The 26,848-nt window shown below is 72.5% G+C and carries 24 protein-coding genes, 1 pseudogene and 1 riboswitch; of the genes and pseudogenes, 11 read left to right on the forward strand and 14 right to left on the reverse strand.

Going from position 1 to position 26,848, the window contains the following annotated elements:
* The first annotated feature begins 28 nt into the window (after positions 1 to 28).
* Positions 29 to 913, forward strand: coding sequence for a LysR substrate-binding domain-containing protein (locus ACFPZI_RS19325; protein ID WP_381364533.1), 885 nt, complete (start codon positions 29 to 31; stop codon positions 911 to 913).
* Positions 914 to 936: 23 nt separating this feature from the next.
* Here the strand turns inward: ACFPZI_RS19325 and ACFPZI_RS19330 are convergent, their stop codons facing one another.
* The 4 genes from ACFPZI_RS19330 to ACFPZI_RS19345 all read right to left on the reverse strand — a co-directional run bounded on the left by ACFPZI_RS19330 (position 937) and on the right by ACFPZI_RS19345 (position 2,943).
* Positions 937 to 1,074, reverse strand: coding sequence for a hypothetical protein (locus ACFPZI_RS19330; RefSeq protein ID WP_381364535.1), 138 nt, complete (start codon positions 1,072 to 1,074; stop codon positions 937 to 939).
* 11 nt (positions 1,075 to 1,085) lie between these two features.
* Positions 1,086 to 1,280, reverse strand: a complete 195-nt coding sequence (locus ACFPZI_RS19335) for an AMP-binding enzyme (RefSeq protein WP_381364536.1) — start codon at positions 1,278 to 1,280, stop codon at positions 1,086 to 1,088.
* 165 nt (positions 1,281 to 1,445) lie between these two features.
* Positions 1,446 to 2,207, reverse strand: coding sequence for a DUF1775 domain-containing protein (locus ACFPZI_RS19340; RefSeq protein ID WP_381364538.1), 762 nt, complete (start codon positions 2,205 to 2,207; stop codon positions 1,446 to 1,448).
* A gap of 37 nt (positions 2,208 to 2,244) precedes the next feature.
* Complete coding sequence (locus tag ACFPZI_RS19345) at positions 2,245 to 2,943, reverse strand: hypothetical protein (RefSeq protein ID WP_381364540.1); 699 nt, start codon at positions 2,941 to 2,943, stop codon at positions 2,245 to 2,247.
* 183 nt (positions 2,944 to 3,126) lie between these two features.
* Here ACFPZI_RS19345 and ACFPZI_RS19350 point away from each other — a divergent pair, with 183 nt between their 5' ends.
* Positions 3,127 to 3,888, forward strand: coding sequence for an IclR family transcriptional regulator (locus tag ACFPZI_RS19350; protein ID WP_381364541.1), 762 nt, complete (start codon positions 3,127 to 3,129; stop codon positions 3,886 to 3,888).
* A 61-nt stretch (positions 3,889 to 3,949) separates the two neighbouring features.
* Here the strand turns inward: ACFPZI_RS19350 and ACFPZI_RS19355 are convergent, their stop codons facing one another.
* Positions 3,950 to 4,150 (reverse strand): hypothetical protein, encoded by a 201-nt coding sequence (locus tag ACFPZI_RS19355; protein WP_381364543.1) that lies wholly within the window; start codon positions 4,148 to 4,150, stop codon positions 3,950 to 3,952.
* 510 nt (positions 4,151 to 4,660) lie between these two features.
* On the opposite strand from ACFPZI_RS19355, the gene ACFPZI_RS19360 reads away from it, so the two are divergent.
* A complete protein-coding gene (locus tag ACFPZI_RS19360; RefSeq protein WP_381364545.1) occupies positions 4,661 to 7,453 on the forward strand; it encodes a SpoIIE family protein phosphatase in 2,793 nt (930 codons plus the stop codon).
* 276 nt (positions 7,454 to 7,729) lie between these two features.
* A complete protein-coding gene (locus ACFPZI_RS19365; protein WP_381364547.1) occupies positions 7,730 to 8,776 on the forward strand; it encodes an extracellular catalytic domain type 2 short-chain-length polyhydroxyalkanoate depolymerase in 1,047 nt (348 codons plus the stop codon).
* 49 nt (positions 8,777 to 8,825) lie between these two features.
* On the opposite strand, the pseudogene ACFPZI_RS19370 reads toward ACFPZI_RS19365, so the two are convergent.
* A pseudogene (locus tag ACFPZI_RS19370) lies at positions 8,826 to 8,945 on the reverse strand (VOC family protein); the annotation flags it as partial.
* Here ACFPZI_RS19370 and ACFPZI_RS19375 point away from each other — a divergent pair.
* A complete protein-coding gene (locus tag ACFPZI_RS19375) occupies positions 8,944 to 9,555 on the forward strand; it encodes a hypothetical protein (RefSeq protein WP_381364549.1) in 612 nt (203 codons plus the stop codon). The pseudogene ACFPZI_RS19370 and the gene ACFPZI_RS19375 overlap by 2 nt on opposite strands.
* Before the next feature lie 109 nt (positions 9,556 to 9,664).
* Here ACFPZI_RS19375 and ACFPZI_RS19380 read toward each other — a convergent pair whose 3' ends face one another.
* Complete coding sequence (locus tag ACFPZI_RS19380) at positions 9,665 to 10,048, reverse strand: VOC family protein (RefSeq protein WP_381364551.1); 384 nt, start codon at positions 10,046 to 10,048, stop codon at positions 9,665 to 9,667.
* Positions 10,049 to 10,584: 536 nt separating this feature from the next.
* Between ACFPZI_RS19380 and ACFPZI_RS19385 the strand changes: the two genes are divergently transcribed.
* A complete protein-coding gene (locus ACFPZI_RS19385) occupies positions 10,585 to 11,889 on the forward strand; it encodes an MFS transporter (protein ID WP_381364553.1) in 1,305 nt (434 codons plus the stop codon).
* Positions 11,890 to 12,041: 152 nt separating this feature from the next.
* Here the strand turns inward: ACFPZI_RS19385 and ACFPZI_RS19390 are convergent, their stop codons facing one another.
* The 6 genes from ACFPZI_RS19390 to ACFPZI_RS19415 all read right to left on the reverse strand — a co-directional run bounded on the left by ACFPZI_RS19390 (position 12,042) and on the right by ACFPZI_RS19415 (position 18,017).
* Entirely contained in the window at positions 12,042 to 12,623 is a 582-nt protein-coding gene (locus ACFPZI_RS19390; protein ID WP_381364555.1) for a hypothetical protein, read from the reverse strand.
* A gap of 185 nt (positions 12,624 to 12,808) precedes the next feature.
* Positions 12,809 to 13,492 (reverse strand): ABC transporter ATP-binding protein, encoded by a 684-nt coding sequence (locus tag ACFPZI_RS19395; RefSeq protein ID WP_381364557.1) that lies wholly within the window; start codon positions 13,490 to 13,492, stop codon positions 12,809 to 12,811.
* On the reverse strand, positions 13,485 to 14,486 hold the full coding sequence (locus ACFPZI_RS19400; RefSeq protein ID WP_381364559.1) for an ABC transporter ATP-binding protein: 1,002 nt from the start codon (positions 14,484 to 14,486) through the stop codon (positions 13,485 to 13,487). The genes ACFPZI_RS19395 and ACFPZI_RS19400 overlap by 8 nt, the downstream gene beginning before the upstream one ends.
* On the reverse strand, positions 14,483 to 15,418 hold the full coding sequence (locus ACFPZI_RS19405; protein WP_381364561.1) for an ABC transporter permease: 936 nt from the start codon (positions 15,416 to 15,418) through the stop codon (positions 14,483 to 14,485). Before ACFPZI_RS19405 ends, ACFPZI_RS19400 begins: the two co-directional genes overlap by 4 nt.
* A 5-nt stretch (positions 15,419 to 15,423) precedes the next feature.
* On the reverse strand, positions 15,424 to 16,392 hold the full coding sequence (locus ACFPZI_RS19410; protein ID WP_381364999.1) for an ABC transporter permease: 969 nt from the start codon (positions 16,390 to 16,392) through the stop codon (positions 15,424 to 15,426).
* 20 nt (positions 16,393 to 16,412) lie between these two features.
* Complete coding sequence (locus tag ACFPZI_RS19415; RefSeq protein ID WP_381364563.1) at positions 16,413 to 18,017, reverse strand: ABC transporter substrate-binding protein; 1,605 nt, start codon at positions 18,015 to 18,017, stop codon at positions 16,413 to 16,415.
* A gap of 227 nt (positions 18,018 to 18,244) precedes the next feature.
* Positions 18,245 to 18,475, forward strand: a riboswitch (cobalamin riboswitch).
* A gap of 30 nt (positions 18,476 to 18,505) precedes the next feature.
* On the opposite strand from ACFPZI_RS19415, the gene ACFPZI_RS19420 reads away from it, so the two are divergent.
* From ACFPZI_RS19420 to ACFPZI_RS19440, 5 genes are all read left to right on the forward strand, one after another.
* Entirely contained in the window at positions 18,506 to 19,258 is a 753-nt protein-coding gene (locus tag ACFPZI_RS19420) for an energy-coupling factor ABC transporter permease (RefSeq protein WP_381364565.1), read from the forward strand.
* Positions 19,255 to 19,665: an energy-coupling factor ABC transporter substrate-binding protein gene (locus ACFPZI_RS19425; protein ID WP_381364566.1), complete on the forward strand. Its 411-nt coding sequence runs from the start codon at positions 19,255 to 19,257 to the stop codon at positions 19,663 to 19,665. The genes ACFPZI_RS19420 and ACFPZI_RS19425 overlap by 4 nt, the downstream gene beginning before the upstream one ends.
* A gap of 6 nt (positions 19,666 to 19,671) precedes the next feature.
* Complete coding sequence (gene cbiQ / locus ACFPZI_RS19430) at positions 19,672 to 20,421, forward strand: cobalt ECF transporter T component CbiQ (protein WP_381364568.1); 750 nt, start codon at positions 19,672 to 19,674, stop codon at positions 20,419 to 20,421.
* Complete coding sequence (locus tag ACFPZI_RS19435; RefSeq protein WP_381364570.1) at positions 20,418 to 21,296, forward strand: energy-coupling factor ABC transporter ATP-binding protein; 879 nt, start codon at positions 20,418 to 20,420, stop codon at positions 21,294 to 21,296. Before cbiQ ends, ACFPZI_RS19435 begins: the two co-directional genes overlap by 4 nt.
* A gap of 124 nt (positions 21,297 to 21,420) precedes the next feature.
* Positions 21,421 to 21,771 (forward strand): antitoxin VbhA family protein, encoded by a 351-nt coding sequence (locus ACFPZI_RS19440; protein WP_381364572.1) that lies wholly within the window; start codon positions 21,421 to 21,423, stop codon positions 21,769 to 21,771.
* A gap of 87 nt (positions 21,772 to 21,858) precedes the next feature.
* Here the strand turns inward: ACFPZI_RS19440 and ACFPZI_RS19445 are convergent, their stop codons facing one another.
* A complete protein-coding gene (locus tag ACFPZI_RS19445) occupies positions 21,859 to 26,847 on the reverse strand; it encodes a DNA repair ATPase (RefSeq protein WP_381364574.1) in 4,989 nt (1,662 codons plus the stop codon).
* Between the last annotated feature and the right edge of the window lies 1 nt (position 26,848).

The raw sequence follows: 26,848 nt of genomic DNA on the forward strand, positions 1-26,848 counted from the left end.
CATAAGCCGGCCTTATAAAATAGGGCGTATGGAACTCCGTCAGCTCCGGTACTTCCTCGCCCTGGCCGAGGAGTGCCACTTCGGGCGCGCGGCCGCCCGCCTGCACGTGGCGCAGCCGGCTCTCTCCCAGCAGATCAAGCAGCTGGAGCGGGAACTGGGCATCTCGCTGTTCAACCGGTCCACCCGGCGCGTCGAGCCGACCGAGGCCGGCCGTCACCTCACCGACTACGCACGCGCCCTCGTCATGGAGGAGGAACGCGCGCGGGCTCACATGCGGGAGCTGGCCACCGGTCACGCGGGCCGGGTCTCCGTCGGCTTCATCGGCACGGCCACCTACGACGTCCTGCCGCGGGTCGCCCGCACCGTGCGGGCCAAGCTGCCCAAGATCACCATGGACCTGCGGGGTGAGCTCCTCACCCCCCGGCTCGTCGAGGGCCTGCTCTCGGGCGTGTTCGACCTCGCCGTCCTGCGGGGCGCGGCGTCGGAGGAGAACATCCGTATCACGCCGTTGCGGTCCGAACCGCTGGTGGCCGTACTGCCGTCCCACCACCGGCTGGCAGGCCGCCCGAGCATCCCGCTGGAGGCCCTGGCCGGCGAGCCGTTCGTCATCCACCCCTCGCAGTCCCGGTCCTCGATGTACGACCGGGTCCTGTCCGCCTGCCGACGGGCCGGCTTCCGGCCCGACCCGCTCCTCGAGGTCGGCGAGACGGCCACCCTGGTCGTCCTCGTCGCGGCGGGACACGGCGTCGCCCTCGTGCCGCAGTCGGTGCAGAGCCTGAGCCTCGACGGCGTGACCTACGTACCGCTCACCAGCCCCGAGTCGGTCGAACTGGTACTGGCCCGGCGCACGCACCGCGTCTCGGCCGCGACCGAGCAGGTCGCCTCGGTGATCGAGGACTGCGTCCGCGGGTGAGCCGCAGGCGTGAGACCTGCGGCTCACCCTCGAATGAGCCGCGCGCGCCGGAAGGAATGCTCCTGCTGGGGCACGTCCGGTGGGGCACGTCCCGCCGGTGCGGTGATCTCCCTCTTGAGGATCTCGCCGCTGGGGCCGGTCGGCAGGGTGTCCGTAGCCACGCCTCGCGCGGTTACCTGTACGCCGCCACCCGGTCCTCGACGAACTCCCGCGGTTCGTCGGGCGTGGCCTGTGCTCCCGGACGCAGCACCACTGCGGCCCCGATCTCCTCGCCGGGACGGGCGTGCTCCACGCCCACCACGGCGGCCGGCGCGACGGCGGGGCGCTCCTGACGGTCCGCGACTCCGGGGCCGGGCGCTTCGGGCACCCGCCGGGCGCGGCGGACCGACGCACTTTCGGCTCGCGCACGCGCACACGTACGCGCACACGTCATCCCTGGACGAACGCCCGTCGACGAAGGCGGGTTGCCGCAGCCGCACTCTCGCGGCAGTGCGGCAACCCACCCCTCACCGTGGCGGTGTGCGCGTCCACGTCACTGCCGGGCGGCGCCCCGGCGGCGGACGACGAGGAAGGCCACGGCGGCGGCCGCGGCAAGGACCACCGCGACGATTCCCGCCCAGGCCGCGGCGGACAGGCCGCTGTCCTCCGCTTCGCTGTCGGCGGCCGCGGCCCGGGCGGACGGCGTTGCCGTCGTCTCCTCGGCGGTCGGTGCGGGAGACGGGGCCGGGGCGCTTTCGGGCGCGGTGGGCGACGGGCCGACCGATGCGGCTCCGGGGGCGGCGGCCTCGAGTTCGAGGACCGGGGCCTCGTTGCCGTGGCCATGGCCGTGGCCGTCACCGCCGGGCTCCGGCAGTTCGATCCACCGGTCGATCCGGCCGTCGCTGTAGCTCTGGAGCGTCTTGAACGCCAGCTCCTTCGCGTCAGGGAGCTGCCGGACGACCACCGAGTGCTCCACGTCCTCGCCGGCCTTCACGGCCGGGCCCTTGACGGTGTAGCCGTCGTCGGTGACGGTGAGCTTCCAGCCCTTGGGGCCCTCGCCGTACGTCACGTCCGTGGGCTCGATGCCCTCGGGCAGGACCACCCGCAGCTGGGTGATCCCGGCATCGGCGGACTCCGAGGCGGCGGCGAAGGTGAGCGTGACGTCCTGGGCGAGTGCCTGGGCGTTGTCGGACTCGACGTGGACGTGGGCGGCGGCCGGTCCGGCCGCCAGGAGAACGGCGGCGGCGGTCGCCGCGGTGACCAGGGCCGGACGGCGTACGGCACGCAGGCGTTCGGGGAAGAGGAAAGGGAGCACTGCTACTCCAGGCGTGGGTGAGTGCGGGGCCCGCTGTTCAGCGGCTGACGCCCCGGCAGGGTCGGGTGGCGGGAGACGACCGCGCCCGGGGAGGCCCCCTCCGTGACATCACGTCCGCCAGCACCGCACCGTCCGGCGGCACGGGTGCCGACCACAGGGATGGCAGGGGCGCCGGCGGCTCCCACCGCGCCGGGACCGGAGCGGCGGCCTTGGACATGGCGCGGAGTACCGTCACGGCGTCCCGCGTCGCGCCCACGGCCGCCGTCAGCCCGCGCTCCAGCGACCAGCAGACGCGGTCGGCCCGGTGCAGCAGTACGGCGACCAGCACGGCGACCAGCACGGCGACGAGGACGTGCACGCCGGTCATGACCGGCGAGCCCGCAGCCCCCTCGTGCCATCCCTGGTGGACATCGGCCCCGTCGGCCACGGCGTGCAGGTGTCCGGGCCGCGCGAGGGAGGCGGCCTGACGGCCGTGCCCCGTCGTCAGCCACAGGTGCAGTCCGACCTGTGCGGCGCCGCACACGACCGTCACCGTGGCCAGGGAACGCGGCCGCCGGACACCGAGCAGCGCCACGGCGAAGAGCACGGCGACCGCCGTCCCTCCCTGCCGCCACGGCACCGGCCCCTCGGCCACCAGATGATGCCCGCCGGCCCCCGGCACCGCGGAGACCACGGCGAACACGGCGGCCCGGAAGAAGGGCAGTGGCGCGCGGGGCGTCATGGCGGGTTCGATCATGGCCCGCTCATCATGGAGCATCGGGCGTCCGCTTGGCAGACGGTCCGACACGAGCCCCGGTGCCGGGGCGACCAGTGCCCGGGGCTCGCGAGCCGGGCTCCGCCCGCACCACAGGGACCGTGGCCACGGAATCGCCACGCGCACCCCTTGCCCCCTTTTCCACTCAGCGGAAGGATGCCGGGCATGGCAGGCAACTCCGCGAGGCCCGGGCGTTCCGTGACCAGCCGTGCGCTGGCGGTCCTGGGGGCCTTCGACGGACGGCACCGGCGGCTCGGCCTCACCGAGCTCGCCCACCGGGCCGGCCTCCCGGTCCCGACCGCGCACCGGCTGGTCGGCGAGCTCGTCTCATGGGGCGCGCTGAGCCGCACCGACTCGGGCGAGTACGTCGTCGGGCGCCGGCTGTGGGACATCGGCCTGCTCGCGCCTGTGCACACCGGGCTGCAACAGATCGCCTCCCCGTACCTCCACGACCTCTACGGCGCGACCCTAGCCACCGTGCACCTCGCGGTGCGCGACGGCCTGCAGGCGCTGTACGTCGACCGGCTCTCCGGACACGCCTCGGTGCCGGTGGTCAGCGCGATCGGCTCCCGTTTGCCGCTGCACGCGACAGGGGTCGGCAAGGTGCTGCTCGCACACGCCCCGGCCGACGTCCAGGACGAGGTGCTCGCCGACCTCCCCCGGATCACCCCCTACACGGTGAGCCGGCCGGGCCTGCTGCGTGGCCAGCTCAAGAAGGTGCACGAGGACGACTACGCCACGACGGTGGAGGAGATGAGCCTGGGCGCCTGCACGGTGGCCGTGCCGATCCGGTCGGACGGCGCGGTGGTGGCGGCGCTCGGCATCGTCGTCCCCAGCCTCAAACGCGACCGGGCGCGGCTGGTCAGCGCCCTGCAGGTGGCGGCCCGGGGTATCGGGCGGAGCCTGACGGGGCCGGTCGCAGGCTGAACGCCGACCCGCCACGGGGACCGCACCCGTTTCCTCCCTGTGTCCCTGCTTCCTCCCTGTGTCAGAGGCCCCCGAGGGCGTTCCGGCGGGCCGCCTCGGCCTTGCGGTTGAGCCGGCCGGTCATCCGCACGGCGGTGACGGTGAACGCGATGCCGCCGACGAGCAGGACCTGGGGTGACGACGCCGACGATGCGGATGTCCTGGGTGGCGAGGGCAGCGGCCGGCATGACGAGACCGCCGGACGCCCGGGCCAACCAGACACGCAACTTCTCGGCTTCGACCGCTGTCCGGAACTTTCGATGGCCGGCCATGGCTTCCCCCCTGCGATGGTGTCGCTCCTGAGCCGCATTGTGGCGCGCGGTGCCCTCCGCACGCAGCGGTCCGCACCTGCCGGTTCACACAGCCGGGTCCGGGGGCACGGGTCCGGGGGCACGGGTCCGGGGTCCGGGGGCACGGGTCCAGGACCACGGTTCCGGGGCCAGGATCACGGGTCCGGGGGCCAGGGGCCGGTGGTGGGCTCGGGAGGACCGCGCTCGACCGAACCGGATCGGGGCCGAGCGGGTACCGTTGAGTCGTTCGTGAGGAATGCGAAGAACATCCGGTTCGATGGTCCCGGTGTCCGCTCGCCGGACGCGACACCGCGGAGGCCGCGCACCGCCGGTCGTCCCTCGACGGGCGGCCGGCCGGCGGACGGTTGGTCATGGACGACCGGGGTACCGCTGCCGAGGAGGCGAACGATGCAGTGACCGCACATTCCCACCACCCTCCCCCCATGTCATCCCGCCCCTCCGGGGGTCGGGTCGCACGCGTGGGATCGGCCCGGCAGCGGGACCGGCGCGGCGAGGGTTCCTGGCCGGGGCGGCCCCCGGGGCGACTGCGGTCCCTGCTCCGGGTGCGGAGCGTGGCCGGCCAGGTGTTCGTGCTGCAGATCCTGGTCGTGGCCCTGATCATCACCGCCGCACTGGCCGCTCTCGTGCTCCAGGCCCGGCGTGACAGCACCCACGAGGCCGAGTCCCGGTCCCGGGCCGTCGCCACGACGTTCGCGTACTCCCCGCAGACAGTGGCGGCGATGACCGGTCCCAACCCGTCCAAGGTGCTGCAGCCGCTCGCCGAGAAGATCGAGCGGGCGACCGACGTGGACCTCGTCGTCGTGTACTCGCCGGACGGGGTCCGTTATACGCACCCCGACCCCAATCAGATCGGGAAGACCGTTGTCGGCCCGCTCAGGCCCCCGACCTCTCCCCAGACGCAGCGGGTCAACACGTCCAAGGGCCGCTCGGTGGTCTCGTACGTCCCCGTCATCGCGCCCGACGGGACGGTGGTCGGCTCGGTGGGAGTCGGGATCACGGTCCACAAGGTGGCGGGCATGGCGGCCCAGCAGTTTCCGGTGATTCTGGGGACCGTGGGCGGGGCCTTGGTCATCTGCGCGGGCGGCACCGCTCTGGTGAGCCGACGGCTGCTGCGCCAGACCCACGGTCTCGGTCCGGTGGAGATGACACGGATGTACGACCACCACGACGCGGTGCTGCACGCGGTGCGGGAGGGGGTGCTGATCGTGGGGGGCGACGGGCAGTTGGTACTGGCCAACGACGAGGCGCGGCGACTGCTGGATCTGCCGCCGGACGCGGAGCGGCGGCAGGTCACCGACCTGGGTCTGAGCCCGGACATCGTCGAACTGCTGACGTCGGAGCGGACGGCCACCGACGAGGTGCTCCTCTCGGCCGACCGGTTGCTGGCGGTCAACAAGCGACGCACAGTGCCCGACGACGGGAGTGCCGGAAGCGTGGTGACGCTCAGGGACACCACGGAGTTGCGGGCTCTGTCCGGTCGCGCCGAGGCCTCACGGGAGCGCCTGAGCCTCCTCTACGACGCAGGGGCACGGATCGGCTCCTCCCTGGACGTGGAGCACACCGCACACGAACTGGCCGGAGTGGCGGTCCCGCGCTTCGCCGACCTGGTCACCGTCGACCTGGTCGAGGAGGTGCTGCGCGGCGAGGAGCCGACCGGGCGGAGCACCGTCATGCAGCGGGCCGGCGTGAGCACCGTCCACACCGGCCTGCCGCTGATGGCGGTGGGCGAAACCGTTCGCTTCCCCGACGCCACACCACAGGCACGGTGCGTGAAGAGCGGCCGCGCGGTGCTGGAGGCGGATCTGAGCACCGCCGAGGGATGGCGGACGCTGGCCCCCGACCGCGCGGAGGAGTTCCTGGGCCACGGGATCCATTCCCTGATCGCGGTACCGCTGCGGGCTCGCGGCACGGTGCTGGGCTCGGTGGACTTCTGGCGCTCGGAGCGAGCGGAACCGTACGACGAGAGCGATGTGCTGTTCGCCGAGGAGCTGTCCGCCTGGGCCGCCGTGGCGCTCGACAACGCCCGCCGCTACACCCGCGAGCACGCGATGGCGGTCACCCTGCAACGCAGTCTGCTGCCCCGCGACCTGCCGGACCTGAGCGCGCTGGAGGCGGCCCACCGCTATCTGCCGGCCCAGGCCGGGGTGGGCGGGGACTGGTACGACGTCATCGAGCTGTCCGGCGCCCGGGTGGCGCTGGTGGTCGGGGACGTGGTGGGGCACGGTCTGCACGCGGCGGCCACCATGGGGCGGCTGCGTACCGCGGTGCACAACTTCGCCACCCTCGACCTCCCGCCGGACGAGTTGCTGGCCCGGGTGGACGACCTGGTGGTCCGGCTCGACCGGGAACGGGCTGACCAGGGTGACGACGAGGGGCTCATCGGGGCCACCTGCCTGTACGTCGTCTACGATCCTGCCTCCGGCACGTGCAGCGCGGCCCGGGCCGGCCACCCGCCGCCCGCCCTCGTCCGTCCGGACGGCACCGTGTCCTTCCCCGACGTGCCCGCCGGCCCGCTGCTGGGCCTGGGCGACCTGCCCTTCGAGACCGCGGAGTTCGAGGTGCCCGAGGGAAGCCGGCTCGTCCTCTACACCGACGGGCTCATCGAGAGCCGCGACCGGGACATCGATGTCGGTCTGGAGATCCTGCGTGGCGCGCTGTCCCACCCCGACCGGACTCCCGAGCAGACCTGCGACGCGGTGCTCGACGCCCTCCTGCCGAACGGCGGGAACGACGACGTCGCCCTGTTGGTCGCTCGCACCCGGGTGCTCGACCCCGAGCGGGTAGCCGGCTGGGACGTGCCCCCCGAAGCCGCCGCCGTGTCCGGCGTCCGCGCCGACGTCACCCGGCAGCTGGCGGCGTGGGACCTGACGGAGGTGGGCTTCACGACCGAACTCATCCTCAGCGAACTGGTCACCAACGCCATCCGCTACGGCACCGTCCCCATCCACGTCCGCCTGCTGCGGGACCGCCGTCTGATCTGCGAGGTCTCCGACGGCAGCAGCACCTCACCCCATCTGCGCCAGGCGGCGGCCACGGACGAGGGAGGCCGCGGCCTGTTCCTCGTCGCCCGCTACGCCGAACGCTGGGGCACCCGGTACACCGCCACGGGCAAGGTCATCTGGGCCGAGCAGTCACTGAACGGCGAGGCGAGCGACCCCGGCGCCGCCCTGACCGGCGACGACATCCTCGACCAGTGGTCCGACGCGGCCCTGTGACCCTCCGCCGGTCCCGGAACGGTGCAAATCCTCTCAAACTGGCACCGCCGCTGGTCACAGCCGCCTCAGGAGCAGAAGTCGGTACGGCGGCACGGCCACGGCGAGCACGCCTGTGCCCCTCGCACCAGCCGTCAGGACCAGTGTCTTTGAGCCACTTTGATCCGCTGATGGATGTGTGCCGCACACATCGCCAGTGTTCTCGTGTCACCACTACTGTTCCGCTACCGCACGGACCGGTGCCTTGACCGGACCGCAAGCCCCAGGGAACAGGTGCACATGATGCGAGCCCGTCAACGCGTCTTCTGGTGGTCCCCCGCTTTGATCCTCTCCGTCCTGGTGGCCCTGCTGACGTCGGCAGGTACCGCCCAGGCCGCCACTCCCCACACGGTCCCCCCGGTGTCGGGCAGTCTCACCGGCCACAACATATCCGGCGTGTACGTCTCCGGAATCTCCTCCGGTGGCTACATGGCCGGTCAGCTGCACGTCGCCTACTCGAAGAAGATCAAGGGCGCGGCGATCTTCGGGGCGGGACCGTACTACTGCGCCCAGAACAACGTCTACCAAGCCCTGTACGGCTGTGGGGACAACATCTACCCCACCTATCTGAGCACTCTGACCTCGAGGGCCTCCAGCTGGTCCTCCTACGGGTGGATCGACCCGGTCAGCAACCTGTCCGGCAGCCCCGTGTACCTCTACCAGGGCAAGAACGACACCACGGTGAAGCCCTCGGTCGGTGATACCGGGAAGGCCTTCTACCAGCACTTCGGCGCGAACGTGACCTACGACAACACCTCCACGGCGGGGCATTCCTGGGTCACCCCGTACGGGCCGAACAGTTGCACCGCGAACAGCGCGCCGTACATGAACGACTGCGGCACCGACCCCCAGAGAGCGCTGCTGCAGAAGCTCTTCGGCTCGGTCTCCTCCCCCAACACCGGGCCGCTGACGGGCAAACTCATCAAGTTCGGGCAGAGCACCCACGCCGTCAACGGAATGGCGAGCACCCTGAGCATGGGCAGCTCCGGGTTCGCCTACGTTCCCACGCCCTGTGAGTCGGGGCAGAGCTGCCGCTTGATGGTTTCCCTGCACGGCTGCAAGCAGGGGTACGACAAGATCGGTACGACCTTCGTCGACCGCGCCAACCTCAACCAGTACGCCGACAACAACAAGATGATCGTTCTGTATCCGCAGGCCACGTCGTCCGTCGTGAACCCCAACGGATGCTGGGACTGGTGGGGCTACCTCGGCGCCACCAACTACCCCATCCAGGGCGGCGCCCAGGTCGAGACCATCATGAACATGGTCACCGCACTCGGCGGCTGAGCCCCACCCGCCGGGGCGGGCCGGCACCGCAGGCCCACCCCGGCGTGTAGGCACTCCCGGGGAACGCGAACCCGAACCGGCGGTAGAAGGCGACGGAGGCGGCCATGTCGGAGACGACCATCCCGATGGCACGGACGCCGGCGACCGGCGTCCGGTTGGATGGGCGCATGATCCGTACCGTGCGCCCACTGCTGCCGCTACTGCTCGCTCCTCTGCTGCTCACCGCCTGCGGCAGCGAACCGGGGCAGACGCGGGACACCGACGCCCCCGCCGCCGAACTCGTCACCCGCGCCAGGGCGCTGGGCATCGCCCCGGAGCTCGTCTACGTCATCGAGGCACCCGGGTTCGCGCTCGCCCGGCAGTCCGTCGGGGTGTACGGCGGGGACGGTTTCTCCGCCACGTACGTCTCGCGGCAGGAGGGCGAGCAGCTGCGACTGTACGTCGACCGGGGCACGATGTCCGCCTCCGACTGCGCCAAGGGGCAGCAGACGTGCGAGTTGGACGAGAAGGGAGTCTGGTACCGCTCCGGACAGGGGACACACGAGTACGCCGTGGTGAAGAAGGGCCACGTCGTACGGCTCGAGGGCGATGCGGGCGTCTCCCGCGACGTCCTGCGCGAGGCGGCGCGGGACGCCCGCCGGCCGTCCGGCGAGGAGGCCGCCGAGCTGCTGCCGTCCGCGCCCGCCGGCAGCGCGGCGCCGACCGGGCCCGTCGAGCGCGGCGATCTGCCGCCGGTCGGTGACGGGGCGCCCCGCAACGACGTGGACGCGGGCGGCTGAGGGGAGGACGGGCCGGTCGGCATGGACTCGGGCGCATGTCGGCCCCCGCGCTCCTCGTCCGCACCCGCACCACCGGCTATGCGAAACCGGTCAGGGTGGCGCGTGAGCGTCAGGAATTCATGGCGGCTCGGTCGGAATCGCTGCGCAGAACGCAGAATTCGTTGCCTTCGGAGTCAGCAAGGATCGCCCAACCAGAGCCATCGGGATTCCGGTGATCGGCGACAAAGGTGGCACCGAGGCCCAGCAGCCGTTCCACCTCCTGCTCGCGCGAGGTCTCAGGGCGCAGACACAGATGGATCCGGTTCTTGATCGTCTTGGCCTCGGGCACCTGGTTGAAGTGCAGCACCGGGCCCTCCGCCAGCAGCACCTGAATCTCCCGGTCACCCGGTCTGTCCTCCGGATGCAGTGGACGGCCGGTCACCCCGCTCCAGAACCGGGCCAGCTCGTAGGCATCCGTACAGTCGATCGCCACGTTCTGCACTACCGAAACCATGCGCGCAAGCCTTCCTGACCTCCACTCCGGACACCACCGAGTTGCGCTCTGCCTTCGCGCACACAACTCAAGCGCATGGCAGCACTTTCGATACGTGCCCTCACCCTCCCCGCCTCCTCAGACAGGCTCCGGAAGAGGGCTCCTTTGACGGAACAGTCCTGCAGTCCAGGCGACGCCGATCCAGGGCCCTGCGGTCACCATGCGGCCTTCGGGGATCGAGCGACCAGTTGAGCCGCCCCACCCTCGTGACCCGGCGCGAACAGCCGGACTCCTCCTGCCGTCCGCCCAGCCCTTAATCGTCTTTCGTGCCCTGCCGAGCGGGAGCTAGTGTTCACGCAGCGAGTGACTCACAAGGAGCGAAGACATGGTCGGTCGTCCGAGCACGCGTTGACGTCTGAGGCCGTGAGCGGCCCGTCATCGCGTGCTGCCCTCACAGCGCGGCACAGCGAGCCTTCCCTTCCCGCTGCCTGAAACCGTCGGTGCGCCTGGCGTGCGCCGGTTGGCGGCTCTCGTCTTCGGTCATCCGAGGGGTCCCTGTGCCGTCCTCTTCCTCCGCCGTATCCGATTCCGGTCGACCTGTTCCGTCAAGCCTGTGGCGGGACGGCGACTTCCGCAGGCTCTGGGTGGGCCAGACGGCCTCCCAACTGGGCGAACATGCAAGTCTGGTGGTTCTGCCGCTCTTCGCCGTCCTGACGCTCGACGCCGGCGCCGGCCAGTTGGGCGCCCTACGCGCGATGGGGCAGGCGCCGATTCTGCTGCTCTCGCTCTTCGTCGGCGCGTGGGTGGACAGGTGGCGGACCCGCACGGTGATGGTGCTGACGGACGCCGGCCGGGCCCTGGCGCTGGGCGCCGCCGCCGTGGCCGGCCTCCTCGGTTGGCTCGGCCTGCCGGCGCTGCTCGTGGTCGCCTTCGCCGTCGGTGCTCTGTCCGTGTTCTTCGACGTGGCGTACCAGGCGTCCTTGGTACGGCTGGTGAAACGCGATCAGTTGGTGCGGGCCAACAGCGCGCTCGAGGGCAGTCGGTCCGCGGCGCAGATCGGCGGTCCCGCTCTCGGTGGTGCGTTGGTGTCCGTGCTGTCGGCACCGATCGCTGCCGCCTCCAGCGCGCTGTTCTTCGTGCTGTCGTTCCTGTCGATCCGACGGATCGGTCGCCGTGAGTCGATCCCGGAGCGCTCGGAACGTCCCCCTCGGGTCCGGCGGCGGATCCAGGAGGGCCTCCGCTTCGTCGCCGGCGACACCTCGCTGCGGGCCGTGTGCCTCGCATCAGCCGCCTTCCAGTTCTTCTTCGCGGCTGTGATGACCGTCTATCTGCTGTTCCTGCCACGGGACCTGCACCTGTCGGGCACCGCCGTCGGGCTGGCACTGTCGGCGACGGGACCTGGAGCGCTCCTGGGCTCGATGCTGGCCGCCCGCCTGCCGAGCCGGTTCGGACATGGCGCTGTGCTCGTGTCCGCGGCGGCACTCGGCGACGGCGTGTTCCTGTTCGTGCCTGCGCTGCGCGGCTCCTCTGTGGTGACGGTTCCCGCGCTCCTTGCGATCAGCTTCATGTTCGGGGCCTTCAGTCAGCTGGTGAATGTCACGCTCATGGCCGTCCGGCAGACCCTCACTCCGGACGGGATGCAGGGCCGCGCGGCCGCGACGATCACCTTTGTCGGCATGGGGCTGACCCCACTCGGTTCGCTGCTCGGCGGCTTTCTCGCGGAAGTGTGGGGGACGCGCACCAGCCTCCTGGTGACAGCCGCAGGCATGCTGCTCTCGCCGGCACTGATGGCCCTGTCCCCACTCGCCCGCCTGGGACGGACACTTCCCGCCCCGCCGGAGGCTCCGGCCCCGGCTGCGTGACGGCCCCTGTCGCCGCGAACAACCGGCACAACTCCGTCAGCGGTCACAGCCGTCAGGCAAGCGCGATCACCACCGCGTAGTCGGCCAGTCCGGCCGACTACGCCGCTCAACTCAATGCGGGCCCCGCGCACCAGCCGGTGCGCCTGCCCTCCTCACCGGGTGAGCACGTACCACTCGGGCGAGTCCGGGTCTCCGTGCTGGTAGTTCAGCTTGGGGCGGCCGGCCGTGCCGCCCAGTGTCCACTGCCCCGGCCAGCAATCGCCGGCATCGATGGTGACGCTCTGGAGCCAGGGGTCGTCGTCCGGTTCGAACCTCCACGTGCCCGAGCCCTCACATCGCCCGTCCGGCGAGTCCACTCCGCCTTCGCCCCAGGTACCGGTGGCAACCGCACGCCCTTCTTCGTCCAGCCGTAGCGTGCCGCCATGGCCGTCGTTCCACGTGCCGACCAGGTCCGAGGCGTGGACCCGGGGCGGTGCGTACTCGTCCACCAGGGAGGAGCGGACGGCGGACGCCGCCGAGGTCCACCGCGTTCCCGCCAGCGCCCGGTACGCCCTCGTGCACCTCGGTGTCTGCTCGGCGCCCGTCGCGCCGGCCCTCGCGGCCGTCATCGCGAGGGGTGCGGACCAGTGAGCGAGCCGGGCTCCGGTGTCCCCGGGCGCGAGCCCGCGCCTCCCCCGCCCGGCACCGCCGTCCGGGACACCGAGCGCGATCGTGTCGGTGTCGTCATGGGGCACGCGGGTCCGTATCTCCAGCTCCGCCCGCTGTCCGGTGGGCGGGATTGGGACGCCGACCCGGACCGTGTCCGGACCCTCACTTCGGAGGAGCTGCTTCGCACTCGGCTGGCCGAGGCGAATGCTCGCAGTAGGAGGGGGCTCAGCGCCCTGCTGCTCCAACCTCCTGTTGAGTGAGGGGAGTTCCGTTAACTCGCCTTGGCCTCCGGTGCGCCGGGCGTAACCACCGTGTCCCAGTGGACCGTGCGGTCGCACCAGCGGTCCAGGAGGGTGCGGTCGTGGCCGACGGCGAGCAGACCGGCGCCGGTTGTCGTGCGGTAGTCCTCGACGACCTTGATCAGCACGGCCGTTGTCGACGCGTCGAGCATCGCGGTCATTTCGTCGCAGATCAGCCAGCGGGGGCGGAGGACCAACGCTCGGGCGAGGCAAGCGCGTTGGAGTTGGCCGTCGCTGACCTCGTGGGGGCGGCGGGTGAGGAGGTCGGAGGTCAGACCGACGGTGGCAGTCAGTTCGGCGACTCGGTCGGGGGCCTCGACTCGGCGGCCCGTGGCGCGCAGGGGTTCTGCGATCAGGTCGGTGAGGGACAGGCGGGGGTCCGCCGAGAGGCGGGGTTGCTGGAAGACGACGCCGAAGGCGGTGCGCAGCGAGCGTGGGGCGCGGTGGCGCCAGTGGCGCACCGGGGTGCCGTCGAGGACGAGGGTGCCGGCGTCGGGGCGGTGCAGGAGAGCGGCGACCTTGGCGAGGGTGGACTTGCCGCAGCCGCTGGGGCCGAGCAGGCCGACGGCCTCGCCGGGGGCGACGGTGAGGGTGGCGTCGCGGACTACGGGGTCCCGGCGGTCGTAGCCGGCGGTGATGGCGCGCAGTTCAAGCACGGGCGTCCTCCGGGACGGGGCTCGGGGCCTGTGCCTCGATCGGGTGGTGGCAGGCGGCCGACTCCCTCAGGGGTGGGAGGGTCGCGCAGGTGGCCGTGGACCGGTCGCAGCGGGGGGCGAAGGCGCAGCCTTCGGGGAGCGCGCCCAGTTCGGGGGGCATGCCGGGGATCGGGGTGAAGGCGCGGTCGGGGAGGGCGTTCAACAGGCCGCGGCTGTAGGGGTGGCGGGGGCCGGGGGTGCCGAAGAAGGTTTTCGCGTCGGTGAGTTCGACGATGCGGCCCGCGTACATGACGGCGACCCGGTCGGCGATGCGTTCGGCGGCGGCCAGGTCGTGGGTGATCATCAGGAGGGCCCGGCCCTCGTCGGGGTTGCCGGCGGCGTCGACGTGGCGTCGCAGTTCGTCGACCGTGTGGTCGACCAGGTCGCGGTCGAGGCCGGTGGTGGGTTCGTCGGCGAGCAGCAGGGGTGCGTCGCCGATGAGGGCGAGGGCGGTGGCGGCGCGCTGGGCGAGGCCGCCGGAGAGTTCGTGCGGGTAGCGGTCGAGGTGGTCGGCGGGGAAGGCGGCGCGGGCGGCGGCCTTTTCGGCGGCGGCGCGCAGGGACGCGCGGCCGCGGACGCCGGTGAGTGCGGCGACCGTCTCCTCGGTCTGTGCGCGGATGGTGCGGACGGGGGTGAGGTGGGCGGCCGGGCTCTGTGGGATGAGGCCGATGCGCCGGCCCCGTACGGTGCGGGCGAGGGTGCGTTCGTCGGCGGCGAGCAGGTCGAGGTCGCCGAGCAGGGCGTGGCCGGCGGTCTGCGCGTTGGCGGGGAGCAGGCCGAGGAGGGCGGAGGCGAGGACGGACTTGCCGCAGCCGCTCTCGCCGATCAGGGCGAGGCATTCGCCGGGTGCGACGTCGAAGTGCGCGTCGGTGACGGCGGCGACGGGGCCCCCGCCGGGCACCAGGAAGCGCACCGACAGCCCGCGGACCGCGAGGACGGGAGGTCGCCCGGTCACAGCATCAGCTCCGATCGGCGTCGGGGGTTGATCCGCTCCCGCCAGACTCCGGCGAGCCCGGCGATGGCGAGGGTGGGGATGATCAGGAACAGGCCGGGGAAGAGGGTGGGCCACCACTGTCCGGCGAGCAGCGTGCCGCGGGCGCCCTGGATGAGGGTGCCGAGGCTGGCGGTGTGGGTGGGGAGGCCGAGGCCGAGGAAGGACAGCGCCGATTCGTGCCACATGGCGTGCGGGATCATCAGTACGGCGGCCAGTCCCGCCTGCGGCAGGACGCCGGGCAGCAGGTGCCGCAGCACCACCCGCCACCGGGACGCGCCGCCGGAGACGGCCGCGTCGATGTACGGGCGGGAGCGCAGGGAGAGGACCTCGGCGCGGACGATGCGGGCGGTGGACAGCCAGTGGGTGGCGGCCACCGACACCACCACCGGCCAGACGCCCGGCCGGAACATGGCGACGATGAAGATGCCGAGCAGCAGGTGGGGGACGGAGGAGAGGGTGTCGACCAGGCGCATGACGAGGCGGTCGACCCAGCCGCCCAGGGCTCCGGCGGTGGCTCCGACGGCGGTGCCGATCACGGTGGCGGTGAGCGCCGCCACGACCCCGACCAGCAGGGAGACCCGCAGGCCGTAGATGCAACGCAGCAGCAGGTCGCGGCCGACGTCGTCGGTGCCGAAGGGGTGGGCCCAGCTGGGTGGGAGGAGTTTCGAGGCGAGGTCGACGGCCTGTTGGTCGAGCTGGACCAGTGGTGGGACGAGCAGGACCGCGAGAGCGGTGACGGCGACCAGGGTGGCGGAGACGCGCAGCCGCAGGGTGTGGGTGGAGCGGCGGGCGGTACCGCGCGAGCGCCAGTCGGCGGCCGGGGCTGCGGACCCGGCCGTGTTCGCCTTCTCCAGTGTGGTGTCGGCTGTGGTGTCAGCTGTGGTGTCAGCCATCGGAATCACATCTCACTGAGCTTCACCCTCGGGTCGGTCAGTCCGTACAGGAGGTCCGCCAGGAGGTTTCCGGCGAGGACGGCGGCGGTGGCGAGGGTCGTCAGCGCGGCCAGCAGCGGGAAGTCGACGGCGGTGGCCGCCTCGACGGTGGCGGCGGCGATGCCCGGCCAGCTGAAGACGGTCTCGACCAGCAGGGCGCCGGTGATGAGTTCGGGTACGCGGGAGCCGATCAGGGTGAGGACGGGCAGGAGTCCTGAGCGCAGGGCGTGGCCGAGGAGCACGGTGCGTTCGCCGAGGCCGCGGGCGCGGGCGCCGCGTACCGGGTCCTCGGCGAGCGCGTCGCCGACGCCCTGGCGGACGTAGAGGGTGAACCAGGGCAGTTGGGAGACGGCGAGGACGCCGGCGGGGAGGATCAGGTGGCGTGCGACCTGTCCGGCGGTGACGTGTTCGCTGCCGGTGTCGGTGAGGCCGCCGGCCGGGAGGACGTCCAACTGGAGGGCGAAGAGCCAGACGGCGAGCAGGGCGATCCAGAAGACCGGCGCGGCTTCCAGGGAGTACGCGAGGGAGGTGACCGTACGGTCGAGGAGTGAGCCGGGGCGGCGGGCGGCGAGCACGCCGAGCAGGGTGCCGAGGAGGATGGCGACGGCGAACGCGACGGCGCACAGCAGCGTCGACCACACGATCCGTTCGCCGATCGCGTCGGCGACCGGTTGCCGTAGCACGCTGGACTGGCCGAGGTCGCCGGTGACGGCGGAGGTCAGCCACTCCCACCAGCGGGCGGCGAAGGGACGGTCCACGCCGAGGTTGTCCCGGAGCCGGTCCAGGGTTTCCTGGTCGGCGCCGAGGGCTGCGGTGCCGGCGTAGGCCTTGACGGGGTCGAAGGGGGAGGCGGCGGCGATGGCGAACACACCGAAGGTGACGACGAGGAGGACGGGCACGGCGAGCAGGGCCCGTCGTGCCACGAGGTGGGCCATCGGTGCCCAGGGCAGGGGGGTCACTTCTTGGGCTTCTTCGGCTGCCAGGCCTCGGCGTTCCACCAGGGGCCGCTGGCGAAGCCGTGCTCGTGCGGTTCGACCTGCGTGGTGAGGCCTTCCCATCGGTCGGCGAGGACGTAGAGGTGGTCGATGTGGGTGAGGAAGGTGTAGCCGGGGTTCTTGACGAGTGCGCGCTGGAGGTCGTCGTAGGCGGCCTTGCGGTCGTCGGGGTCCTGGCTGCGGCGGCCGGTGTCGAGGGCCTTGTCGACGGCGGGGTTGTCGTAGTGGGGCATGTTGTTGAAACCGTCGCCGGCGAGGGAGGAGTGCAGCAGGGTGTAGAGGCCGAAGTCGGGGTCGCCGGTGCTGCCGAAGCCGGCGAGGACGGCGTCCTTGCCCATCCGGGGTTCGATGACCTCCCAGGTGGCGCCCTCGACCTTGACGTCGATGCCGGCCTTCTTGGCGTCGGAGGCGTAGGCGAGGGCGTGGTCCTGGCGGACCTTGTCGCCGGAGGGGTAGAAGAGGGTGAAGGCGGCCCGGACGCCGTCCTTGGCGCGGATGCCGTCCTTGCCGGCCTTCCAGCCGTCGCGGTCGAGGATCTTCCGGGCCTCGGCGAGGTCCTGGGGGCGTTCGACGTCCTTGGTGTACCAGGGGTCGTCCAGGGGCAGCGGGCCGTAGGCGGGGCGGCCGGCTCCGTCGAGGATCTTGTCGACCATGGCCCGACGGTCCACGGCGAGGTCGAGGGCGCGGCGGACGGCGGTGTCGCCGGTGACCTCGTTCGCGGTGGGGAGGGTGACGGCGCGGAAGTCGTAGGTGGTGGCCTGGTACGTGGTGCGGCCGTCGTCGTTCTTGAAGGTGGCGGCGAGGTTGGGCGGGAGGGTCGCGCCGTCGAGGTCGCCGGAGCGCAGCCGGGTGGCTCGGACGTCGTCGTCGGCGATGACCGCCATGGTGAGCTTCTTCACCTTCGGGGCGCCGCCCCAGTAGTCCGGGTTCGCCTTGAAGGTGAGCTTCTCACCCTTGCTCCAGCCGGTGAGGACGTACGGTCCGGTGCCGACCGGCTCGGTGTTGAAGGCGCCGGTGTTGGGGTCCTGCTCGCCGGCGATGTGCTCGGGGACGATGGGCAGGACGGTGCGGGCGGCGAAGGCCGCGTACGGGTACTTGAGGGTGAAGACGACCTTGTCGTCGCCGTCCGCGCGGACCCGCTCGACGGCGTCCAGTTCGCTCTTGGCGGTGTTGTTGGTCTTGTCGTCGAGCACCGTTTCGTACGTGTAGACGACGTCCTCGGCGGTGAGGGGTTCGCCGTCGCTGAACTTCACGCCGGAGCGGAGGGTGTAGGTGTAGGTGCGGCCGTCGTCGGCGATCTCGGGGAGCGCCTTGGCCAGGGCGGGCTTCAGTTTCAGGTCGGCGTCCCGGGCGAGCAGCCCGTCGAAGACCTTGGAGTTGCCGTCCTTGCCGTAGCCGAGCAGGGGGCTCAGGGTGTCGGGCTCGGAGGGGACTCCGATCACCACGGACTCGGCGGACCCGCCGCCCGTACCGGCGTCCGAGCCGCCGGTCGGCGCCGAGCAGGCGGCGACCGCGGCGGCCATGGTCGCCGCGAGGGCGGTACCCCGTATTCGTCGGATGGTCATCGAATCTCACACCTCTGCTGCCCGGAACTCGTTGTTGCATATTAGTTGCAGCTGGGCTCTGCCCAGGACCCCCTCCCCCCATTCCCGCGCTGGGGTGAACGGCGCCGAAAGGGTGCCGCCCGCGCGCCCGCCGATGTGCGACCTGCGTGCCGTGGTGGTCAGGACCGCGGATGTGCGCCGGGGCGAGAGCCGCGGAACGCCGTGCGCGCGCCCCCCTGGGGCGGCTTGTCAGGTGCCTGGACCTGGGTCTACTGTCACCACGCCTTGGTGAACGGGAAATCCGGTGCGATACCGGTGCGGCCCTCGCCACTGTGATCGGGAAGTCCGGCTCCGGCCCCTGGTCCTGTCCCCCCGACAGGACCGACGGGCAGCCACTGGGTCCACCTGGGACCCGGGAAGGCGGAGTTCGGGCGGTGGTACCCGTCAGCCAGGAGACCGGCCAAGGCGCGTCAACCATCCACGAGGTGCTGGAGAGGGTCTGCTGAGCCATGCACATTGCCGAGGGTTTTCTGCCACCGGTGCACGCGGTCGCCTGGGGCGCCGCGGCGGCGCCGTTCGTCGTCCACGGAGCCCGGTCGCTCATCCGTGAAGTCAAGGAACATCCCGAGAACACGCTGCTGCTCGGCGCCTCGGGAGCGTTCACCTTCGTCCTGTCCGCGCTGAAACTGCCCTCGGTGACGGGGAGTTGCTCCCACCCCACCGGCACCGGCCTGGGCGCCATCCTGTTCCGGCCGCCGGTCATGGCGGTACTGGGCACCATCACCCTGCTGTTCCAGGCCCTGTTGCTCGCCCACGGCGGGCTGACCACGCTGGGCGCCAACGTCTTCTCGATGGCGATCGTCGGTCCGTGGGCGGGGTACGGCGTGTACCGGCTGGCGCGCCGGTACGGGGCGCCGCTGATGGCCGCGGTGTTCTGCGGCGCGTTCGTCGCCGACCTGTCCACGTACTGCGTGACGAGTGTGCAGCTGGCGCTCGCGTTCCCCGACCCGGGGAGTGGATTCCTGGGCGCGCTCGGGAAGTTCGGCTCCATCTTCGCCCTGACGCAGATCCCGCTCGCGGTGAGCGAGGGGCTGCTGACGGTGCTGGTGATGCGCCTGCTGGTGCAGTCCAGCAAGGGCGAACTGACCCGGCTCGGCGTGCTGGTGGCCGGAAAGCGGGCCGCGACGGCGGCGGAGGCCGGAACGGAAACAGAGTCGGGGACGACAACAGAGTCGGGGACGACCGGGGCGGTGGCGCGATGACCAGGAACGCGAAGATCAACACGCTGCTGCTGCTCGCCGTGGCCGCGCTCGCGGTGCTGCCGCTGGTGCTCGGGCTCGGCGATCACAAGGAGGAGCCGTTCGCGGGCGCGGACGGCGAGGCGGAGACCGCGATCACCGAGATCGAACCGGACTACGAGCCGTGGTTCTCGCCGCTGTACGAACCCCCTTCCGGTGAGATCGAGTCGGGGCTCTTCGCCCTCCAGGCCGCCGTCGGCGCGGGCGTCCTGGCGTACTACTTCGGGGTGCGGCGCGGGCGTCGGCAGGGTACGGAAGGGGTGCGGCGGCAACTGCGGGAGACCGGAGCGGACTTGAGTACCGGCACCGGCACCGGCGTGGGCATCGGCGCGGGCCCCGACGAGGCGGTCTCCCCCGGATCCCGGTCCTGACCGGCCGTGCTGCCGATCGACGCGGCGGCGCACAGCAGTCGCTGGCGCCGCCGTCATCCCGTGGACAAGGCCGTGCTCGGACTGGGGCTCACCGTGCTCGCGATCTCCCTGCCGCCCTGGCCGGGCGCGGCCCTGGTGCTGCTGACCGCGCTCGCGGTGCTGCTGGGCCCGGCGGGGGTGCCGGGGCGGCGGCTGTGGCGCGCCTACCGGGTGCCGCTGGGCTTCTGCGTCACCGGGGCGCTCCCGCTGCTGGTGCAGGTGGGCGGGCCGGACGGGTTCGTGTCTCCGGCCCCCGAAGGGCCGCTGCGCGCGGGCGAGTTGCTGCTGCGCACCTCGGCGGCCTCCCTCGGTGTGCTGCTGTTCGCCTTCACCACGCCGATGTCCGACCTGCTGCCGCGCCTGGTACGGGCCGGGGTGCCCGCTCCCCTCGTCGACGTGGCTCTGGTGACGTACCGCATGAGCTTCCTGCTGCTCGACTCGGTGCGCCGGATCAGGGAGGCGCAGGCGGCCCGGCTCGGGCACACCACCCGGGCGGCGGCCTGGCGTTCGCTGGGCGGGCTCGGCGCGACGGCGTTCGTCCGGTCCTTCGACCGGGCGGCGCGGCTGCAGACGGGGCTCGCCGGACGCGGCTACGACGGCACGCTGCGCGTGCTGGTGCCCGAGGCGCGGGTCTCCGTACGGTTCACGGCCGTGAGCCTGTTACTTCTCGCGGCGCTGGCCGCCGTCGCCCTTCTCCTGGAAAGCCGGATGCCATGAGCGATCCCGCCCTGGTCCCCGCCCTGGTCGCCCTGCGGGACGCGTCCTTCGCCTACGAGGACGGCCCGGCCGTGCTCACCGGCCTCGACTTCGAGGTGCGGGAGGGGCGCGCGCTCGCCCTGCTGGGCCGCAACGGCAGCGGCAAGACCACGCTGATGCGGCTGCTGAGCGGTGGACTACGGCCGAGCGGGGGCGAGTTGGCCGTGGCCGGCCGGCCGGTCCGGTACGACCGCAAGGGGCTGACCCGGTTGCGGACGACGGTGCAGCTGGTGGTGCAGGACCCCGACGACCAGTTGTTCGCGGCGTCCGTGGGCCAGGACGTGTCGTTCGGACCGCTGAACCTCGGCCTGTCCGACACGCAGGTACGGGCGCGGGTCTCGGAGGCGCTGGCCGCGCTCGACATCACCGCCCTCGCCGAACGGCCCACCCATCTGCTGTCCTACGGGCAGCGCAAGCGGACCGCGATCGCGGGCGCGGTGGCGATGCGGCCGCGCGTCCTGATCCTGGACGAGCCGACCGCGGGCCTCGACCCGGACGGTCAGGAACGGCTGCTCGCGACGCTCGCCGGGTTGCGCGAGCGGGGCACCACGGTCGTCATGGCCACCCACGACGTGGACCTCGCCCTGCGCTGGGCCGACGACGCCGCGCTGCTCACGCCGTCCGGCGCCCGCACCGGCCCCGCCGCCGCGATGCTGGCCCGCACGGACCTGCTCGCGGCGGCGGGACTGCGGCTGCCGTGGGGCGTCGCGGCGGCGCGGCTGTTGCGCACCCAGGGCCTGCTGGCGGATGGGACCACCGGTCCCCGGACCCCGGAGGAACTGGCCGCGCTGATCGCGGTGTCCCCGGAGCACACGGAGCACGCCGACGGCGGATGACCCCCGGCCCGGGCAGCGCCGCGGGGCGTGTTCGCAAGCCCCGCGCGGCCGGGGCGCGTCTCGGCGCGTCGCATACGACCGGAATCTGTACAGAATCAGGACTCTACCTGGGTACGGTGACAGCATGGAGATCCCCGAGGTCGTGACCGTCAGTGACGCGCGCGCGAGACTGTCGCGCATACTGACCGACCTGTCGGAGTCCGGCGCGGATGCCGAGCCCGTCCTGATCGGCGCCCACCGCAAGCCCCAGGGCGTCCTCCTGTCCGTCGAGGCCTTCGAGTCGCTGAGCGGCCGAGCGGCACGACGTGGCGCAGTCGCCTCGGCCACCGGTTCCGTCGAGGCCGAGGGGCTCCACCCCTCCGAGGCCTCGGACCACGACACCGAGGCCTACGTGAGGGGCGACCTCGACGCGGACACCCTTGTCGCCCGCGCGATCGCCCGCCACCGGCGGACTTCGGAGCAGCGGGCAGGGTGAACGATCCGTACGCCATGCCCAACGGTGTGCTGCGCAACAAGCTCGGCATCACCGACCAGCAACTGCTCGCGGCAGCGGAGGCGGACATCACCCGAGCGCGGTGGCGCGGGTGATGGCCGACTCGACGGCGGCGATGCGGTCGCCGAGGAGGGCGAGGGCGGCGACCGCGCGGGTGAGGGCGTCGTCGTCGGGGCCGCCGAGGGCGTGGGTGCGCACGTGGGCGGCCTTGATCCCGGCCCAGCGGTCGGCCCGCTCGGCGGTGAGGGTGCCGCGCAGTTCGGCGAGCTTGAGCAGGTTCGCCTCGGCGCCGGTGGTGAGGGTCTGCGCCTCGGCCGCGTAGTGGTCGTCGATGACGGCGGAGAGTTCGGCGTCGTTCATGACCGGCTGGATCCGCTGGGCGATCTTGTTCATGTTGCGGTAGGAGCCCTGGAGCCGGAACGGCGGCTCGGTGCGGGCGTCGTCGGACTGGGCGGCGGAGGCGATGTATGCCTCGTTCACCGCGAGGACGGTGCGGCGGGCGGTGAGCAGATGGCGCAGCACGGTGAGGACGCGGTCCAGTTCGGTGGGCGCGTACGGGTGGGTGAGCCGGTCGGCGTGGGCGGTGGGGTCGCCTTCGGCGAGGCGGATCAGCAGGTCGAGGTCGCCGCGGTCGCGGCCGGCGAGCGGGGCGAGGACCGTGTTGGCGGTGAGCGCGTTCTCGGTGAAGCTGGCGGCGAAGGCGTCGTCCTTGCCGGTGAGGACGTCGCCGAGGTTCCACACGTCGGCACGGTTGGCCAGCATGTCGGGCACCCGGAAGAGGTCGCCGGACTCGGTGTAGGGGTTGCCGGCCATGCAGACGGCGAAGCGCTTGCCCCGCAGGTCGTAGGTGCGCGGCTCGCCCTCCCACACGCCCTCCACGCGGCGGGTGGCGTCGCACAGCGGGATGAACTTCTGGAGGAGTTCGGGCGAGGTGTGCTGGATGTCGTCGAGGTGGAGGAGCGTGTTGTTGCCGGCGGCCAGCGCGAAGTTGATCTTCTCGATCTCCTGGCGTGCGGTGGCGTTCGGCGCCTCGGCCGGGTCGAGGGAGGTCACGGAGTGGCCGAGTGCCGGGCCGCTGATCTTCACCAGGACGAGGCCCAGCCGGTCGGCGACGTATTCCATGAGGGTGGTCTTGCCGTAGCCGGGCGGGGAGACGAGGAGCAGCAGGCCGCCGGTGCCGGTGCGCCCCGACTCGCCGGTGGTGCCGAGCTGTTTGGCGAGGCTGTCACCGATGAGCGGGAGGTAGACCTCGTCGACGAGGCGGTTGCGGACGAACGTCGACATCACCCGGGGGCGGTGGTCGTCCAGGCGCAACCGGGTGCGTTCGGTGGTGACCAGGGCGGTGCGGCGGCGCTGGAAGGCACGGAAGGCGGGGGTGTCGTGGTCCCTGAACTCCGCGGTGCGGGCGAGGAATTCGTCCAGGCGGAGGGTGAGGCGCCGGTCGGTGATGCGGGGGTGGGCGCCGAGCAGGCCCTCCACGGTGGTGGTGAGGGGCGCGTCGGACTCGTGGCGGGGCTGGTCCGGGCAGAGTTCGGCGGCGACGGCCTCGGCGAGGTCGCCGGGGGTGAGGTGGGTGCCGGTGGCGGTGGCGTACGCGGACAGCCAGGCCTCGACGAGCTGGCGGCGGGCGGTGAGGTCGGCGAGGGCGGGCAGGTCCTCGTCGTAGGCCTCGGTGGCGACGGTGCGGCGGAACTTGTCGAGCAGGGTGCGGGTCTGCGCGCTGATGACGAATCCGTCGGGGCCGGTGGTGAGTTCGTCGAAGAGGTAGGCGGCGCAGGCTTCCGGGCGAGTGGTCGCGTCGGGGTACCGGTCGGCGATCGTGCGGGCGAGTTCGGCGTGCAGGTCGGCGAGGGCCGGGGGTGGGCCGAAGGCGTCGCGGACGCGGGCGAGGGAGCGGGCGCGGCGGGTGAGGTCGGCGCGTTCCTCGGCGGTGGTGCCGTGGGTCCAGTGGAGCAGGGCGAGGGCGCGGGCCGCGGGTTCGTGACGCAGGAGTCCGGCCCCGTCGTGCAGGGGCAGGAGGGCGGTGAGCAGGGCGGTGGCGTCGTGGTCGTGGACGCCGCGCTCGTATCCCTCGTCGTAGGCCTCCTCGGCGGCTCGGCGTACGAGGGCGGTGAGGTCGTCGGCGGCGTGCAGGGCGTCGGGGCCGTGCTCGTGCAGCAGGCGGGCGGCGAGGTGTTCGGCGCGGTAGACCCCGGGCGACTCGGACGGCAGGTGCCGGTTCCAGTAACGGCGTCCCTCGGCGAGGGCCGGGTCGGTGACGGGGGCGCGGTAGTCGGTGCCGGTGAGGGCGAAGGCGAGGCCGTCGCCGTGCGGGACGAGGGTGAGGTCGAGGGGCTGGGTGGTGACGGCGAAGCGGTGGCCGCCCAGGCGGAGGGCGCGGCCGCCGTCGGCGTAGAGGTCGGTGCGGTCGCGCAGGGCGCGGGCGGCTTCCTGCCGGGCGGAGCGCAGGCGGCCGTCGAGTTCCTCGGCCCGGACCCGGTCGCCGAGGTCGCGCAGTTCGCCGGCGGTGCGGCGGACCTTGGCGACCAGGGGGTCGGAGGCGAAGTAGGTGCTGACCTCGTCGGTGCCGGCGAGGGCGGTCGAGCGGCGGGCGATGGTCTCCAGGACGCGTTCGGCGGCGGAGGCGAGTTGTTCGGCGCGGCGGGCGCGGGCGTCGGTGAGGCTCTGTTTGCGTGCGGCGAACGCCTCGTAGATCTCGGTGCGTTGGTCGGCAAGTTCGCCGAGCACGTCGTCGAACTCCGCGAAGCGGGACTCCAGGGTTTCCAACTGGGCGAGTACGCGGGTCAGTTGTTCGTCGCAGGACTCGGGGTCGGCGACGGCCGCGAGGGCGCCCGTCACGGTCTGGCCGAGCAGGGCGAGTTCGGCGGCGAATCCGGCACGGGCCTCCCGGTCGCGCAGACCGCGGCGGCGGGCGTCGAGGGTGGCGCGGGCACGGTTGACGCCGCCGAGGGCTTCGGCGACGCGTTCCAGTACGGCGGTGCGGACGGTCGCGTCGCCGATGTCGAGTCCGGCGACGACTTCGGTCACCGTCCTCAGTCCGTCGGCGAGTTCGTCCAGGCGGGCGGCGACGGGGACGGCCTCGGCCGCGGTGTCGACCTGTTCGGCGTCGGCGACGAGGCGTTCGACGTCGGCGCGGTGGGCGGCGAAGGCGTCCTCGTGGGCGAGGTGGGTGACCGCGCGTCGGCCGAAGGAGGCGAGGTCGGCTCCGGCCTCGTCGGCGAGTTCGTCGATGCGGGCGTGGTCGGCGTACCGCATCTCCTTCAGGGTCAGCAGATGGCCCTGGGCGTGGCGCAGTTCGGTCAGGCCCGCGACCCAGGCGGCGGCCTCGCGGGGCTGTTCGCCGCGCAGCCGGCGCACCACGGAGCCGATGCGGGTGGCCGCCTCGTCCAGCGCGGCGGCGGCGCGGCGACCGAGGTCGCGTACGGTCTCGAACTCGGCCAGGACCTGTTCGGTGGTGGCGCGCACCTCCTCCAACGGGCCGTACAGATCGCCGAGTTCGGGTTCGCCGAGCCAGTGGTGTGCGTCGGCCGTGCGGACGCAGGCGGCGGCCAGGGCCTCGTACACCTCGGTCGTCGGGGTGGTCTCGGTGACGGAGCGGACCAGGGAGAGGCAGTCGGAGATGCCGCGGACGAGGTCGGCGTTGCCGACCCGGTCGAGGGGGCCGTCGCCGACGGGCCGGCCCGCGGCGTGGGTGTCGGAGACGTAGGGCGAGTGCCACAGCTGGAGCGGGTGGACGCGGGCGGGTTCGTCGCCGTCGGGCCGCAGCAGGGTCAGCGCGCCGTCGTCGAAGAGCGCCCAGCCGTGGCAGCTCAGCGGTGCGGCGACCTCCTTGCGGATCACGTTGTACGACAGGAGCAGGGCGCGGCCCCGGCCGGGTGCGTGGAAGGCGTACAGCACGTCCTCGCCGTTGGGCGAGCGCACCTCGCGCTCGAACTCCATGCCGGTCGTGTCGAGTCCGTACGTCTTGTGGGTGCCGGCGGCCAGGCAGTAGCCGCCGGGGAAGACGATGCCCTGGTCCTCGGGCAGGCGCCGGCAGCCCTGTCCGATGCCGTCGAGGCGGACGACGGTGCGGGTGAGGGTGTTGAAGACGAGGTGGCGGTGCGCGGTCTCCTTGTAGGGCAGGACGCGCAGCAGGATCAGCGCACCGACCCGGGCGTACGCGATCTCCGCGTCGGCGAGGGCCTGGAGCGGCTCGTCGACCGGTTCGGTGTGGATGCCGTCGGGGGTTTCGGTGTCGCTGTCCGTCCTGACGGTGAGGGTGCCGCCGAGGGTGTCGACGAAGACCTCGCCCTGGACGGAGACGTGCGGGTGCCGGCCGAGGACGTGGTCCTCGCGGGTGGCGCGGGTCCATTCGATGTCCGGGACCGGGGTGCGCGCGTGGTCGCGGTCGCCGCGTGCGTCGAGGAAGACCGCCTGGCCGTCCTCGGACACCGACCAGCGCAGGACGCGGATGTCGCCGGCCTTCTCGCCGGTCTGGAACACGGCGAGGAGCTTGCCGTCGACGCGGTGCAGCCGCAGCAGGCGGGCCTGGCGGTAGTAGCGGTGCAGGGCGACGAACTCCCGTACGAAGGCGGGGTCGTCGAGGAGGCCGGGCACGGCGTCGTCCGGCAGCCGGTTCAGGTCGCGGTCGTGGGCGGCGAGGACGTCGCCGACGGCGGTGTCCGTCTCCGGGCGGGGCTGGGCGCCGTAGCCGAAGAGGAGCACGTCGCCCACGGCGACGATGTCGCGGGGTACTCCGGCGCGGTCGGTGCGCAGCCGTTCGGTGCCGGTCAGGCGCAGCTCGGCGGAGCCGAAGGTGTCGATCCGGAGCCGGTTCAACTCCTCGGTGCGGCGCGCGAGTTCGGCGGCCTGCGCGGTCAGGCGGTCGCGCAGCACCTGGTAGGTGCCGCCGTCGACCGTCTCGTGGACGCCGGTGCCGGTGCCGGTGCCCGCTCCTGCCGGGTCGTGCGCGCCCGCGGCGGAGTGCCGGTGGCTCCCCGCGGCGGAGTGTTGATGGGTCCCCGCGGCGGAGTGCTGGTGGGTCCCCGCGGCGGGCGTCTCGTGGGTGCCGGTGGTCATG

Origin of the sequence: Streptomyces chlorus, from assembly GCF_042655885.1 — a bacterium.
Classification (GTDB): Bacteria; Actinomycetota; Actinomycetes; order Streptomycetales; family Streptomycetaceae; genus Streptomyces; species Streptomyces chlorus.

Bases quoted from the DNA above. Each gene is read 5' to 3' on its own strand.
- ACFPZI_RS19325 (WP_381364533.1), top strand. From the start codon at position 29: ATGGAACTCCGTCAGCTCCGGTACTTCCTCGCCCTGGCCGAGGAGTGC.
- ACFPZI_RS19345 (WP_381364540.1), bottom strand. From the start codon at position 2,943: ATGATCGAACCCGCCATGACGCCCCGCGCGCCACTGCCCTTCTTCCGG.
- ACFPZI_RS19350 (WP_381364541.1), top strand. From the start codon at position 3,127: ATGGCAGGCAACTCCGCGAGGCCCGGGCGTTCCGTGACCAGCCGTGCG.
- ACFPZI_RS19360 (WP_381364545.1), top strand. From the start codon at position 4,661: ATGTCATCCCGCCCCTCCGGGGGTCGGGTCGCACGCGTGGGATCGGCC.
- ACFPZI_RS19365 (WP_381364547.1), top strand. From the start codon at position 7,730: ATGATGCGAGCCCGTCAACGCGTCTTCTGGTGGTCCCCCGCTTTGATC.
- ACFPZI_RS19375 (WP_381364549.1), top strand. From the start codon at position 8,944: ATGATCCGTACCGTGCGCCCACTGCTGCCGCTACTGCTCGCTCCTCTG.
- ACFPZI_RS19380 (WP_381364551.1), bottom strand. From the start codon at position 10,048: ATGGTTTCGGTAGTGCAGAACGTGGCGATCGACTGTACGGATGCCTAC.
- ACFPZI_RS19405 (WP_381364561.1), bottom strand. From the start codon at position 15,418: ATGGCTGACACCACAGCTGACACCACAGCCGACACCACACTGGAGAAG.
- ACFPZI_RS19410 (WP_381364999.1), bottom strand. From the start codon at position 16,392: ATGGCCCACCTCGTGGCACGACGGGCCCTGCTCGCCGTGCCCGTCCTC.
- ACFPZI_RS19415 (WP_381364563.1), bottom strand. From the start codon at position 18,017: ATGACCATCCGACGAATACGGGGTACCGCCCTCGCGGCGACCATGGCC.
- ACFPZI_RS19420 (WP_381364565.1), top strand. From the start codon at position 18,506: ATGCACATTGCCGAGGGTTTTCTGCCACCGGTGCACGCGGTCGCCTGG.
- ACFPZI_RS19425 (WP_381364566.1), top strand. From the start codon at position 19,255: ATGACCAGGAACGCGAAGATCAACACGCTGCTGCTGCTCGCCGTGGCC.
- ACFPZI_RS19435 (WP_381364570.1), top strand. From the start codon at position 20,418: ATGAGCGATCCCGCCCTGGTCCCCGCCCTGGTCGCCCTGCGGGACGCG.
- ACFPZI_RS19440 (WP_381364572.1), top strand. From the start codon at position 21,421: ATGGAGATCCCCGAGGTCGTGACCGTCAGTGACGCGCGCGCGAGACTG.
- ACFPZI_RS19445 (WP_381364574.1), bottom strand. From the start codon at position 26,847: ATGACCACCGGCACCCACGAGACGCCCGCCGCGGGGACCCACCAGCAC.